This window comes from Intrasporangium sp. DVR, from assembly GCF_040365325.1.
In the GTDB taxonomy this organism is placed as follows: Bacteria; Actinomycetota; Actinomycetes; order Actinomycetales; family Dermatophilaceae; genus Intrasporangium.
The window spans coordinates 1-12618 of record NZ_BAABZW010000019.1 but is presented as its reverse complement, the minus strand read 5'-3'; the positions used below and the strand labels follow the sequence as shown (position 1 = coordinate 12618).

10 protein-coding genes are annotated in these 12618 nt (G+C 71.2%); all 10 read left to right on the top strand.

Going from position 1 to position 12618, the window contains the following annotated elements; all coding sequences use genetic code 11:
* Positions 1-38 precede the first annotated feature (38 nt).
* The 10 genes from pheS (at position 39) to tyrS (ending at position 12264) form a co-directional block, all read left to right on the top strand.
* Positions 39-1148 carry a phenylalanine--tRNA ligase subunit alpha gene (pheS, locus tag ABWV20_RS14075; RefSeq protein ID WP_353356100.1) on the top strand — a complete coding sequence of 370 codons (1110 nt, stop codon included), beginning with the start codon at positions 39-41 and terminating at the stop codon, positions 1146-1148.
* A 1-nt stretch (position 1149) separates the two neighbouring features.
* Positions 1150-3756 (top strand): phenylalanine--tRNA ligase subunit beta, encoded by a 2607-nt coding sequence (gene pheT / locus ABWV20_RS14070; protein WP_353356098.1) that lies wholly within the window; start codon positions 1150-1152, stop codon positions 3754-3756.
* A gap of 162 nt (positions 3757-3918) precedes the next feature.
* Positions 3919-4971, top strand: coding sequence for an N-acetyl-gamma-glutamyl-phosphate reductase (argC, locus tag ABWV20_RS14065; protein ID WP_353356096.1), 1053 nt, complete (start codon positions 3919-3921; stop codon positions 4969-4971).
* Positions 4972-4973: 2 nt separating this feature from the next.
* On the top strand, positions 4974-6128 hold the full coding sequence (gene argJ / locus ABWV20_RS14060; protein ID WP_353356724.1) for a bifunctional glutamate N-acetyltransferase/amino-acid acetyltransferase ArgJ: 1155 nt from the start codon (positions 4974-4976) through the stop codon (positions 6126-6128).
* Positions 6125-7066, top strand: coding sequence for an acetylglutamate kinase (gene argB / locus ABWV20_RS14055; RefSeq protein WP_353356094.1), 942 nt, complete (start codon positions 6125-6127; stop codon positions 7064-7066). The genes argJ and argB overlap by 4 nt, the downstream gene beginning before the upstream one ends.
* Complete coding sequence (locus tag ABWV20_RS14050; protein WP_353356092.1) at positions 7063-8244, top strand: acetylornithine transaminase; 1182 nt, start codon at positions 7063-7065, stop codon at positions 8242-8244. The genes argB and ABWV20_RS14050 overlap by 4 nt, the downstream gene beginning before the upstream one ends.
* Positions 8241-8726, top strand: coding sequence for an arginine repressor (argR, locus tag ABWV20_RS14045; protein WP_353356090.1), 486 nt, complete (start codon positions 8241-8243; stop codon positions 8724-8726). The genes ABWV20_RS14050 and argR overlap by 4 nt, the downstream gene beginning before the upstream one ends.
* A gap of 27 nt (positions 8727-8753) precedes the next feature.
* A complete protein-coding gene (gene argH, locus ABWV20_RS14040; RefSeq protein ID WP_353356088.1) occupies positions 8754-10199 on the top strand; it encodes an argininosuccinate lyase in 1446 nt (481 codons plus the stop codon).
* Positions 10196-10849 (top strand): DNA-3-methyladenine glycosylase, encoded by a 654-nt coding sequence (locus tag ABWV20_RS14035; protein WP_353356086.1) that lies wholly within the window; start codon positions 10196-10198, stop codon positions 10847-10849. The genes argH and ABWV20_RS14035 overlap by 4 nt, the downstream gene beginning before the upstream one ends.
* 155 nt (positions 10850-11004) lie before the next feature.
* Positions 11005-12264, top strand: a complete 1260-nt coding sequence (gene tyrS / locus ABWV20_RS14030; protein ID WP_353356084.1) for a tyrosine--tRNA ligase — start codon at positions 11005-11007, stop codon at positions 12262-12264.
* Positions 12265-12618 lie beyond the last annotated feature (354 nt).

Sequence of the window (12618 nt, the reverse complement as noted above, 5' to 3'; positions counted from 1 at the left end):
CCAGAGCAGCGCCGAACGAGAGCAGCGAACGCCGAGACATGTCCGGACCCAACACCAACTACGACCCCGTCGAGGTGTCCGCCCTCGACCCGGAGAACATCGCCGCTGCGGTCGAGCAGGCACACGCAGCCATCGCGGCGGCCGCCACGCTCGACGATCTCAAGTCGGTGCGCATCGCGCACCAGGGCGAGAAGAGCCCCCTCGCGCTGGCGAACCGGGAGATCGGCGCGCTGCCCCCCAGCGCCAAGGCGGAGGCCGGCAAGCGGGTCGGCCAGGCCCGGGGCATGGTCGGCGCCGCTCTCGCGGCGCGGCAGGCCGAGCTCGAGGCGGAGCGCGACGAGCGGATCCTCGTCGAGGAGCGCGTGGACGTGACCCTGCCGGTGGTCCGCCGCCCCTTCGGGGCGAGGCACCCGATCGAGCTGGTGTCCCAGCGCCTCGTCGACGCCTTCGTCGGGATGGGCTGGGAGGTGGCTGAAGGCCCCGAGCTCGAGTCCGAGTGGCTCAACTTCGATGCCCTCAACCTCGGGCCCGACCACCCCGCGCGACAGATGCAGGACACCTTCTTCCTCGACCCCGTCGACTCGGGCCTCGTCCTGCGCACCCACACGTCGCCGGTGCAGATCCGCACCATGCTCCGGCAGGAGCCGCCGATCTACATCGTGGCGCCGGGCAAGGTCTACCGCACCGACGACCTCGACGCGACCCACACCCCGGTCTTCCACCAGATCGAGTGCCTTGCCGTCGACAAGGGCCTGACGATGGCGCACCTGCGCGGGGCCATCGACGCCTTCGTCAAGATCATGTTCGGCGAGGGCACCCGGACCCGGGTCCGCGCGTCGTACTTCCCCTTCACCGAGCCGTCGATGGAGACCGACTTCGTCTGTTTCGCCTGCCACGGCACCGGTTCGGACGACGCCGGCGCCCAGTGTCGCAGCTGTGGTGGCTCAGGATGGATCGAGCTCGGCGGGTCGGGCATGGTCAACCGGAAGGTCCTGCGTGCCTGCGGCATCGACCCGGACGTCTACTCAGGCTTCGCCTTCGGGCTCGGGATCGAGAGGGCGCTGATGCTCCGCCACGGGGTCCGGGGCATGCACGAGATGGTCGAGGGCGACGTGCGCTTCTCGCGTCAGTTCGGGATGGAGGTCTGAGATGCGCGCCCCCTTGACCTGGCTCGCCGAGTACACCGACCTCGCCCCCGGCGCGACGGGCGTCGACGTCGCTGCCTCCCTCGTCTCCGTCGGTCTCGAGGAGGAGGACCTCCACGGCGGTGACATCAGCGGGCCGCTCGTCGTGGGTCGCGTCCTCGACGTCGAGGAGACGATCCAGAAGAACGGCAAGCCCATCCGGTTCTGTGTCGTCGACGTCGGACAGAACGGCCAGATGGTCACCGAGGGCAAGCACCAGGAGATCGTCTGTGGCGCGACGAACTTCGAGGTGGGTGACCTCGTGGTCGTCGTCCTGCCCGGCGCGACGCTCCCGGGTGGCTTCCACATCACCGCCCGCAAGACCTACGGCCGCCTGTCCAACGGCATGATCTGCGCCGAGGACGAGATCGGCCTCGGTCACGACCACAGCGGCATCATCGTCCTGCCGAGGCTCCTGGGCGAGGAGCACGTGGCCGGGGTCCAGCCGGGCGACGACGCCATCGCCCTCCTCGGCCTCGGTGAGGAGACGATCGAGGCCAACGTCACGCCCGACCGGGGCTACTGCTTCTCGGTCCGCGGTCTTGCCCGGGAGTACTGGCACAGTCAGGGCAGCCCGTCCGGGGGCTTCCGGGACCCCGCGCTCATCGAGACTCCCGCGCCCAACGCCTCCGGCCATCCCGTCGTCCTCGATGACCAGGCGCCGCTCGAGGGTGCTGCAGGGTGCGACCGGTTCGTGGCCCGGATCGTGCGAGGTGTCGATGCCGCAGCGCCGTCGCCGGCCTGGATGCAGAAGCGGATCGCCCAGATGGGCATGCGGCCCATCTCGCTCGCCGTCGACGTGACGAACTACGTCATGATGGCTCTCGGCCAGCCGCTGCACGCCTACGACCTCGACTCGCTGGGCGGGTCGATCGTCGTGCGGCGCGCGAGGCCGGGCGAGACCCTCACGACGCTCGACGACGTCACGCGAGAGCTCCACCCCGAGGACCTGCTCATCACCGACGGAGGCGACGGCCGTGGCGACGGCAGTGGCGACGGCAGTGGCGACGGCAGTGGCGACACCGTCCTGGGGCTGGCCGGGGTCATGGGTGGGGCCTCCTCCGAGGTCACTGGCACGACGACGAACGTCCTCATCGAGGCGGCGCACTTCGACCCGACCAGCGTCGCCCGGACCGCGCGTCGGCACCGGCTCGTCAGCGAGGCCTCGAAGCGGTTCGAGCGCGGGGTCGACCCGGCCGTTCCGGCGGCCGCGGCCGAGCTGGCGGCGCGGCTGCTCGCCGAGCATGGCGGTGGACGGATCGATGCAGGCGTGACGGACATCGACCACACGTCACCCCCGCCTGCCTACCGTCTCGACGTGGACGAGCCGTCTCGGATCGTCGGTGTCGACTATCCCCGTGAGCGCGTCCTCCAGATCCTGAGGGACCTCGGGGCCGAGGTGGTCGAGACCGGCGATGACGGCTACGTGGACGTGACGCCGCCCTCCTGGCGCCCCGACCTTGTCAACGACTCTCCGGCACCGGACTACGCGGAGGAGATCGCCCGCATCGACGGCTACAACAACATCCCGTCGATCACGCCGACCCCGAGTGAGGGCCGCGGACTCACCCACGGACAGAAGACCCGTCGGGTCGTGGCCGACGTCCTCGCCGGCGCCGGCTTCACCGAGGTGCTGAGCTATCCCTTCGTGGCCGAGGACCTCGCCGACCAGCTGATGCTGCCTGCTGACGACGACCGCCGGCGCGCGGTCCGCCTCGCCAACCCGCTCTCCGAGGAGCGACCGCTGCTGCGCACGTCCGTCCTCAGCAGCCTCGTGGACACGCTCCGCCGCAACGTCTCCCGCGGGCACCGGGACGTCGCGCTCTTCGAGATGGGCCTCGTCTTCCGCCCCGGGGGCGCGCTGCACCGGGCCCCGATCCCCAGCGTGTCGGCCCGTCCGTCCGATCAGGAGCTGGCGGAGCTCTACTCGGCCGTGCCCGCGCAGCCGCGACGTGTCGGCATCCTCGCGACCGGGTCGGCGGAGCAGGCGGGCTGGTGGGGCGGCGGCCGGCCGGCCGAGTGGAGTGACATGGTTGCAGCCGTCCAGGCGGTCGCAGCCGCGCTGGTGGTGCCGGTCGAGGTTGCCGCCGACCCGGGCCACGCACCGTGGCACCCGGGACGCTGTGCGCGGATCACCCTGGGCGACGGCACGGTGGTCGGACACGCCGGAGAGCTGCACCCCAAGGTGCTCGCCGCGCTCGACCTGCCGCCGAGGACGGTCGCGGCCGAGATCGATGTCGACGTGCTGACCTCGGCGAGTGACCGGGCCGTCCAGGCCACTCCGTTCTCGACGTTCCCCCCGGCCCTGACCGACATCGCCCTGCTGGTGCGGACCGACGTGCCCGCCGGGGACGTCGAGGCAGCGCTCCGGCGCGGCGCGGGGGAGTCGCTCGAGTCCGTGACGTTGTTCGACGTCTATGCGGGCGACCCGATCGAGGCCGGGCACCGGTCGCTGGCCTATCGGCTCACCTTCCGGGCGGCCGACCGGACCCTGACGACCGACGAGGTCAACGGCTTCCGGGATGCGGCGGTCGCCTCGGCCGCGCAGGCCGTGGGCGCGATCCAACGCTGACCATCGAAAGAGCAGTTCGCGACACGCCTCGACATCGAAAGAGCAGTTCGCGACGCGCCTCGACATCGAAAGAGCAGTTCGCGACGCGGTCCGGTCGCGAACCGCTCCTTCGGTTGTCGGGGGTCCTGCAGATGTATGCATGAGCGTGTATAGTCATGCATCGTGATCAGGGCAGCAGTTGCGGGTGCGAGCGGGTACGCCGGAGGGGAGATCCTCCGGCTCCTGCTCGCCCACCCACAGATCGAGATCGGCGCCGTCACCGCCGGGGGCAACGCGGGTGAGCTGCTCGGGGCGATCCATCCTCATCTGACTCCCCTGGCCGACCGCCGGCTCGAGGACACGACGGTCGAGGTCCTCTCCGGGCACGACCTCGTCTTCCTCGCGCTGCCGCACGGGCACTCGGCGGCGCTTGCCGAGCAGCTCCCGGCAGACGTCGCCGTCATCGACTGCGGGGCGGACTTCCGGCTCGAGTCCGCGGACGCGTGGACGGAGTTCTACGACACCTCCCACGCCGGAGCATGGCCCTACGGGATGCCCGAGCTCACGACGGGCCGCACCGAACCGGGGGGGAAGCAACGGGGAGCGCTCCGCGGCGCCCGCCGCATCGCGGTGCCTGGGTGCTACCCCACCGCGGTCTCGCTGGCCCTCGCTCCCGGACTCGGCGCGGGCGTGCTCCTCCCTGACGACATCGTCGTCGTCGCCGCCTCGGGCACGTCCGGCGCGGGCAAGGCCCTCAAGCCGCACCTGCTCGGCAGCGAGGTGATGGGCTCGATGTCGCCCTACGGTGTCGGAGGAGTGCACCGCCACACGCCGGAGATCGAGCAGAACCTGTCGCGCGCGGCAGACGGCCCCGTGACGATCTCGTTCACCCCGACCCTCGCACCGATGGCCCGCGGGATCCTCGCGACGTGCACGGCACGGCTCGTGCCGGGGACCGAGGCGGCCGCCGTCCGGGCCGTGTGGGAGCGGGCCTACGCTGACGAGCCCTTCGTCCACCTCCTTCCCGAGGGCCAGTGGCCGCGGACCGCGGACGTGGTCGGCAGCAACAACGTCCACCTCCAGCTCGCCGTCGACGAGCGGGTCGGCCGCGTCGTTGTCGTCTCCGCGGTCGACAACCTCACCAAGGGCACCGCGGGGGCCGCGCTCCAGTGTGCGAACCTCGCGCTCGGCCTCGACGAGAGCACGGGTCTGCCGGTGGCGGGGGTCGCACCGTGAGCATGTCGGCGATCCGGCTGCCGGGTGGCTTCCGAGCTGCGGGTGTGACTGCCGGCCTCAAGGCGAGCGGGCGGCCCGACGTCGCGCTCCTCGTCAACGACGGCCCCGACCACGTCGGCGCCGCTGTCTTCACCACCAACCGGGTCGAGGCCGCCCCCGTGACCTGGTCCCGTCAGGTGGTCACCGACGGACGGGTCGACGCGGTGGTGCTCAACTCCGGCGGCGCGAACGCCTGCACGGGGCCGCAGGGTTTCGTGGACACCCACCACACCGCCGAGCACGTCGCGGAGGTGCTCGGGGTCTCACCCGGGGACGTCGTCGTGTGCTCCACCGGCCTGATCGGCGAGCTCCTTCCGATGGACCGGCTCCTTCCCGGGGTCGATGCCGCGGCCGACGCCCTCTCGCCGGACGGGCTCGAAGCGGCGGCCGTGGCCATCATGACCACCGACACGGTGCACAAGGTCGCCGCGCACAGCGGGGACGGCTGGTCGCTGACCGGCATGGCCAAGGGAGCCGGCATGCTCGCCCCGGCCCTGGCGACGATGCTCGTCGTCCTGACCACGGATGCGGTGGTCAGCCGCGCCGACCTCGACGCCGCCCTCCGGTCCGCCACCGCCGTGTCCTTCGACCGGATCGACTCCGACGCCTGCATGTCGACGAACGACACGGTCGTCGTCCTCGCCTCGGGCGCCTCGGGCGTCCCCGTGGGCCGGGCGGCTCTCACCACGGCGCTGACCGACGTCTGCACGAGCCTGGCCCGCCAGCTCATCGCCGACGCCGAGGGCGCGGCGCACGACATCGCCATCGAGGTCCGGGGGGCCGCGTCGGTCGAGGACGCGCTGGAGGTCGCCCGGGCCGTGGCCCGCAACAACCTCTTCAAGTGCGCGATCTTCGGCAACGACCCCAACTGGGGACGCGTCCTCGCCGCGGTGGGCACGACCCGCGCCATCTTCGACCCGGCGCGGCTCGACGTCGCCATGAACGGCGTCCAGGTGTGCCGGGCGGGAGGGGTGGGGGAGGACCGGTCCCTCGTCGACCTCGCTCCGCGGGAGGTCCACGTCCTCGTCGACCTCCACGCCGGGGACGCGGCCGCCACGATCTGGACCAACGACCTGACCCACGACTACGTCCACGAGAACTCGGCCTACAGCACATGACACCAGGCACTCACCAGAGCCTCAGGGGCCTCATCGACGCCGCGGCGATCCGGGTCGCCGCCGGCAAGGCGACCACGCTCGTCGAGGCGCTGCCCTGGCTCGAGCGCTTCCGCGGGGCGCTCGTCGTCGTCAAGTACGGCGGCAACGCCATGGTCGACGACGCCCTGAAGCAGGCGTTCGCCCAGGACATCGCGTTCCTGCGCTACGCGGGGCTGCGGCCCGTCGTCGTCCATGGCGGCGGCCCCCAGATCAAGGCGATGCTCGGGCGCCTCGGCCTGCGGAGCGAGTTCAAGGGGGGCCTGCGCGTGACGACGCCCGAGGTGATGGACGTCGTCCGGATGGTCCTCACCGGCCAGGTCGGCCGCGAGCTCGTGGGACTGCTCAACCAGCACGGACCGATTGCCGTCGGGCTCTCGGGCGAGGACGCGGCGCTGCTCGGAGCGCGTCGTCGCGGCACCGAGGTCGACGGCGAGCTTGTCGACATCGGTCTCGTCGGCGACGTCGAGAGCGTCAACCCGTCGGCAGTGCTCGACATCCTCGATGCCGGGCGGGTGCCGGTCGTCTCGACGGTCGCGCCGGACCTCGACGTCGACGGTCAGGTCCTCAACGTCAACGCGGACACCGCTGCCGCGGCCCTTGCCGTGGCCCTCGAGGCAGAGAAGCTCGTCGTGCTGACCGATGTCGAGGGCATCTACGCCGACTGGCCGGACCGGTCCTCGCTCCTGTCGTCCATCGAGGCCTCGGCCGCCAGGGAGCTGCTCGGCCGGGTCGACGAGGGCATGGTGCCCAAGCTGGAGGCCTGCATCCGTGCGGTCGAGGGCGGGGTGCCACAGAGTCACGTCGTCGACGGGCGCCAGCCACATTCGATCCTCCTCGAGGTCTTCACCGACGAGGGCATCGGCACCATGGTGCTGCCGGACAGCGGAGGTGCCGGGTGACCACGGGCGGCGAGCTGCTGCACCGGTACGCCGGGGCGATGGTCCAGGTCTTCGGCCAGCCCCAGCTCGTCCTCGCCTCGGGTCACGGTTGCTGGGTCACCGATGTCGACGGGAAGCGCTACCTCGACCTCCTCTCGGGGATCGCCGTCAACGCCTTGGGCCACGGACACCCCGCGCTGGTCCAGGCCGTGGCCAAGCAGGCCGAGCAGGCCATCCACATCAGCAACTTCTTCACGTCGGAGCCGGCCATCCTCCTCGCCGAGCGGCTCCTCACCCTCTCGATGGCGCCGGCCGGGTCCGGGGTCTTCTTCGCCAACTCCGGCGCCGAGGCCATCGAGGCCGCGATCAAGCTCTCCCGGCGCACGGGCAGGACTCGCCTCGTGGCCCTCGAGGGGTCGTTCCACGGCCGGACGACGGGCGCCCTGGCGCTGACCCACAAGGCGGCCTACCGCGAGCCGTTCCAACCACTCATCCCTGAGGTCACCTTCGTGCCCCCCGGTGACGAGGCGGCCCTGCGTGCCGCGATCGACGACACCACCGCGGCCCTGTTCGTCGAGCCGATCCAGGGAGAAGCCGGTGTTCGCGAGCTCTCCGCGGACTACCTGCGCCTCGCTCGCGAGCTGACCTCCCGGCACGGCTCCCTCCTCGTCCTCGACGAGATCCAGACCGGTGTCGGCCGCACGGGGCACTGGTTCGCGCACCAGATCGCCGACATCGTCCCCGATGCAATGACCCTGGCCAAGGGGCTGGCAGGGGGAGTCCCCATCGGCGCGCTGGTCACCTTCGGCGGCGACGTCACCGGTCTGCTCGCCGCGGGCCAGCACGGCACGACCTTCGGCGGCAATCCCCTGGCCTGTGCAGCGGGGCTCGCTGTGCTCGACACCATCGAGCGTGAGGACCTGCTCGGGAACGCCCGCAGGGTCGGGTCGTTGCTCGACGACCTGGGCGTCCCGGGAGTCTCAGCCACGCGCGGGCGGGGCCTGCTCCGCGCGATCGAGCTCAGCGGCATACCTGCGCCTGCGGCGATGGCCGCCGCGAGGGACGCCGGGTTCATCGTCAACGCCGTGACGCCGACTGCCCTGCGACTGGCTCCGCCGCTGGTCCTCAGCGACGCCGAGCTGGAGGGCTTCATCGACGCGCTCCCCGCGATCCTCGCCACGGCCGGGACCGCACCGTGAGTCGCACCCAGCGCCAAGCGCGCATCCTCGAGCTGCTCGAGGAGCACGAGGTGAGGAGCCAGGGCGAGCTGTCGGACCTCCTCGTCGCCGAAGGCATCGAGGTGACCCAGGCGACCTTGTCCCGGGACCTCGTCGAGGTCGGTGCCGTCAAGGTGCGGCGCGGCCGCTCCCTCGTCTACTCCGTGCCGGGCGACGGCAGCGAGGTGGCGGCGACGGGCTCGATCGGCGACAGCGCGAGTGCGCGCCTGCGCCGGACGTGCGAGGAGCTGCTCGTCTCCGCGACGCCGGCCCAGAACCTCGTCGTCCTCCGCACCCCTCCTGGAGCGGCGAACTACCTGGCGTCGGCGATCGACCAGACTCGGGACCCCGCCGTCGTCGGGACCCTCGCCGGCGATGACACGATCATGCTCGTCGCCGCCTCACCGGCCGCGGCTGCAGCGATCGCCAGCCGCCTCCACGCCCTCGTCGGCTCCCGTGACTGACCGCCAACGCATCGCAAGGAGACCCCGATGACCACTGAACCGCCGCAGCCCGCCGAGCGGCTGAGCCTCTGGGGCGGCCGCTTCGCGAGCGGACCCGACCAGGCGCTCGCCGCGCTGTCGAAGAGCACCCACTTCGACTGGCGGCTGGCTCCCCAGGACATCGCCGGCTCCCGCGCCCATGCCCGAGTGCTGTATGCCGCTGGGCTCCTCTCCGATGCAGACCTCGCCGGGATGCTGGCTGGGTTGGACCGCCTCGAGCACGATGTGCGCTCGGGTGTCTTCGTGGCGGAGCACGACGACGAGGACGTCCACACGGCGCTCGAGCGAGGGCTGATCGACCGGGTGGGGGCGGACCTCGGGGGGCGACTTCGTGCCGGGCGGTCCCGCAACGACCAGGTGGCGACGCTCTTCCGCATGTACCTTCGCGAGCACGCACGTGTCGTCGGCGGCCTCGTCCTCGACGTCGTGGACTCCCTCGTCGGCCAGGCCGACGCCCACCTCGGTGTCGCGATGCCGGGGCGGACGCACCTTCAGCACGCGCAGCCGGTGCTGCTCTCGCACCACCTGCTCGCCCACGCCTGGGCCCTGCTCCGAGATGTCGACCGACTCCGGGACTGGGACGCGCGGACCGACGCGTCCCCCTACGGCTCCGGCGCCCTGGCCGGGTCCTCGCTGGGGCTGGACCCGCAGGTCGTCGCGAAGGAGCTCGGCTTCGCCAGGGCCGTCGACAACTCGATCGACGGCACCGCGTCGCGGGACTTCGCCGCGGAGTTCGCGTTCGTCTGCGCCATGACGGCCGTCGACGTCTCGAGGATCGCCGAGGAGGTCGTCCTCTGGGCCACCAAGGAGTTCTCCTTCATCACGCTCGACGACGCGTACTCCACCGGCTCGAGCATCATGCCGCAGAAAAAGAACCCCGACGTCGCCGAGCTCGCCCGTGGCAAGGCGGGTCGCCTCGTCGGTGACCTCGCGGGCCTGCTGACCACGCTCAAGGCGCTGCCGCTCGCCTACAACCGCGATCTGCAGGAGGACAAGGAGCCGGTCTTCGACGCCGTCGACACGCTCGAGGTCCTCCTGCCGGCCTTCTCGGGAATGCTGGCCACGATGGCCTTCAACACGGAGCGGCTGCAGTCGCTGGCACCGCAGGGCTTCGCCCTCGCGACCGACATCGCGGAGTGGCTCGTTCGCCAGGGGGTGCCGTTCCGCACCGCGCACGAGGTGGCCGGGGCCTGCGTCCGCGAGTGCGAGGCGCGCGGCATCGAGCTGTGGGACCTCAGCGACGACGACTTCACCCGAATCGACGTGAACCTCACCCCCGAGGTACGCACGGTGCTGTCCGTCGAGGGATCTCTCGCCTCGCGCGACGCGGTGGGTGGGACCGCTCCTGTGCGGGTCGCCGAACAGCTCGTCGCCGCCCGCGACCGGTTGGCGACCGCCCGGCTCTGGACGCAAGCGGTTACCGTCGAGTCGTGACCACCGCCCACGGCAGACCGAGGCTCTCTCGCGCCTTCTTCGACCGCGACGTCCATGAGGTGGCTCGCGACCTGCTCGGCGCCCACGTCTCCCACCTCGGAGTGACCGTGCGACTCACCGAGGTCGAGGCCTACGGAGGCATCGGTGACCCGGGAGCGCACGCGTTCCGCGGGAAGACGCCACGCAACGCCGTGCTGTTCGACCGGCCCGGTTCCCTCTACGTCTACTTCACCTACGGCATGCACTTCTGCTCCAACCTCGTGGCCGGCCCGCACGGTCAGGGGGCGGCGGTCCTGCTGCGAGCAGGGGAGGTCGTCGAGGGGGAGGACCTCGCTCGGGACCGCCGCGACACCCCCGGACGGCCGCCCGTCCCGTGGCGGGACCTCGCCCGCGGGCCGGCGCGCCTCGCGGTCACCCTCGCCCTGTCCCGACCGCACAACGGCCTCGACACCGTCGCCGCGGACTGCCCGGTCCGCGTCACCGCTCGCCTGGGTGAGCCCGGTGCTCCGGTGCTCGCCGGCCCGCGGGTCGGAGTGACGGGACCCGGAGGTGACGGTGCGGTCTACCCCTGGCGCTACTGGATCGAGGGTGATCCCACGGTTTCTGCGTATCGCCCGGGCGTGCTGCGCAGACGTCGAAGCCCGCCCTAGCCCTGGTCACCCGCGTCCGCACCCAGCCCAGCGGCATACGACAGTGGCCGCGATGTGGGCGCCAGACCCGGCCCATTGGCCCGTCGAGCGACCGGTAGGGCACTCTGTGACCGAGCGGACCGTGCCGCGAACGGACAACGAGAGGACCGATACCCGTGACGGACATCGTCGACGAGCTGCAGTGGCGCGGCCTGGTGGCACAGACCACCGACGAGGCGGCGCTGCGCGAAGCACTCGCAGAGAGGCCCGTCACGCTGTATTGCGGCTTCGACCCGACCGCCCCGTCACTGCACTTCGGCAACCTCGTCCAGCTCGTCGTCCTCCGGCGCTTCCAGCGCGCCGGGCACCGGGTGATCTGCCTCGTCGGCGGCTCCACGGGGCTGATCGGGGATCCGAGGCCGACGTCCGAACGGGTGCTCAAGACGAAGGAGCAGACGGCCGCCAACGTGGCGCGGATCAAGACGCTCGTCCAGCCCTTCCTCGACTTCGAGGGAGACAACGCCGCGCTGCTCGTGGACAACCTCGACTGGACCGCGTCGCTCACCGCGCTCGACTTCCTCCGTGACGTGGGCAAGCACTTCCGGGTCAACCAGATGGTGAGGAAGGAGGCCGTCGCCGCCCGCCTCGAGAGCCAGGAGGGCATCTCGTACACCGAGTTCAGCTACCAGCTGCTCCAGGCGCTCGACTACCGGCACCTCTACCGCACGTACGGCTGCACCCTCCAGACGGGCGGTAGCGACCAGTGGGGCAACCTGACCGCCGGCGTGGACCTCATCCACCGATCCGAGGGGGTGTCGGTCCACTGCTTCACGACACCGCTCCTCGTCGACTCGGGAGGCACCAAGTTCGGGAAGTCGGAGGGGAACGCCGTCTGGCTGTCCGCGGACATGACCAGTCCGTACGCCTTCTACCAGTACTTCCTCAACATCGAGGACGCCTCGGTCGTGCAGATGCTCAAGGTCTTCACCGATCGCACCAGGGACGAGATCGCGGAGCTGGAGCGGCGGGTGAAGGAGGAGCCGTTCCGCAGGGCGGCGCAGAAGGCCCTGGCGGCCGATGTCACGACGTTGGTCCACGGCCCACAGGCGACCGCGTCGGTGCAGGCAGCGAGTGAAGCGCTCTTCGGCAAGGGGGAGCTGGAGGCGCTCGACGTGGGCACGCTCGTCGACGCGACCACGGAGCTACCCGGCGCGGACGTGGAGGTCGGCACCATGTTCGTGGACGCCATGGTCGCCTCGGGGCTCGTCGACTCCCGCAACGCCGCCAGGAGGGCCATCAGCGATGGGGGAGCCGCACTGAACAACGCGAAGGTGACCGATCCAGATCTGGTGCTCGGCGAGGAGGCGTTCCTCCACGGCAAGGTCGCTGTCCTCAAGCGGGGTCGCAAGAGCCTGGCGGCTGCCCGAAGAGCGTGACCGCACACATCCACGGGGGCGGTCCGCGGCCTGCAGAGGCCGGGATCGCCCCCTTTTGCGTGCCTTCCGGAGGCGATTTGGCAATCGCGGGAGCGTCGGGCTAATGTTCTCTTCGTCAGCCCGACAGGGAGGAACGGACGCCACAGCGCGGCGAGTATCGCCCAGCGAAGTAGGCCGGTCCCGGGGCTGATGATCCCGAACGAGTCATCTGACTGATGCACTTGGAAGTAGGGTCCCGCGGATACCAAGCGGGTCAACTCGGTCGCCTCTCAAGGCGGGTCACGAGTTTGACTCCCAAGCTTGAGGCGGGTAAATTTGAAGGGTTGCCCCGGAGGTTGGCCTGGTTGGGCTGGT

Coding starts and splice junctions, on each gene's coding strand:
- pheS (WP_353356100.1), top strand. CDS start 39: ATGTCCGGACCCAACACCAACTACGACCCCGTCGAGGTGTCCGCCCTC.
- pheT (WP_353356098.1), top strand. CDS start 1,150: ATGCGCGCCCCCTTGACCTGGCTCGCCGAGTACACCGACCTCGCCCCC.
- argJ (WP_353356724.1), top strand. CDS start 4,974: ATGTCGGCGATCCGGCTGCCGGGTGGCTTCCGAGCTGCGGGTGTGACT.
- argB (WP_353356094.1), top strand. CDS start 6,125: ATGACACCAGGCACTCACCAGAGCCTCAGGGGCCTCATCGACGCCGCG.
- argH (WP_353356088.1), top strand. CDS start 8,754: ATGACCACTGAACCGCCGCAGCCCGCCGAGCGGCTGAGCCTCTGGGGC.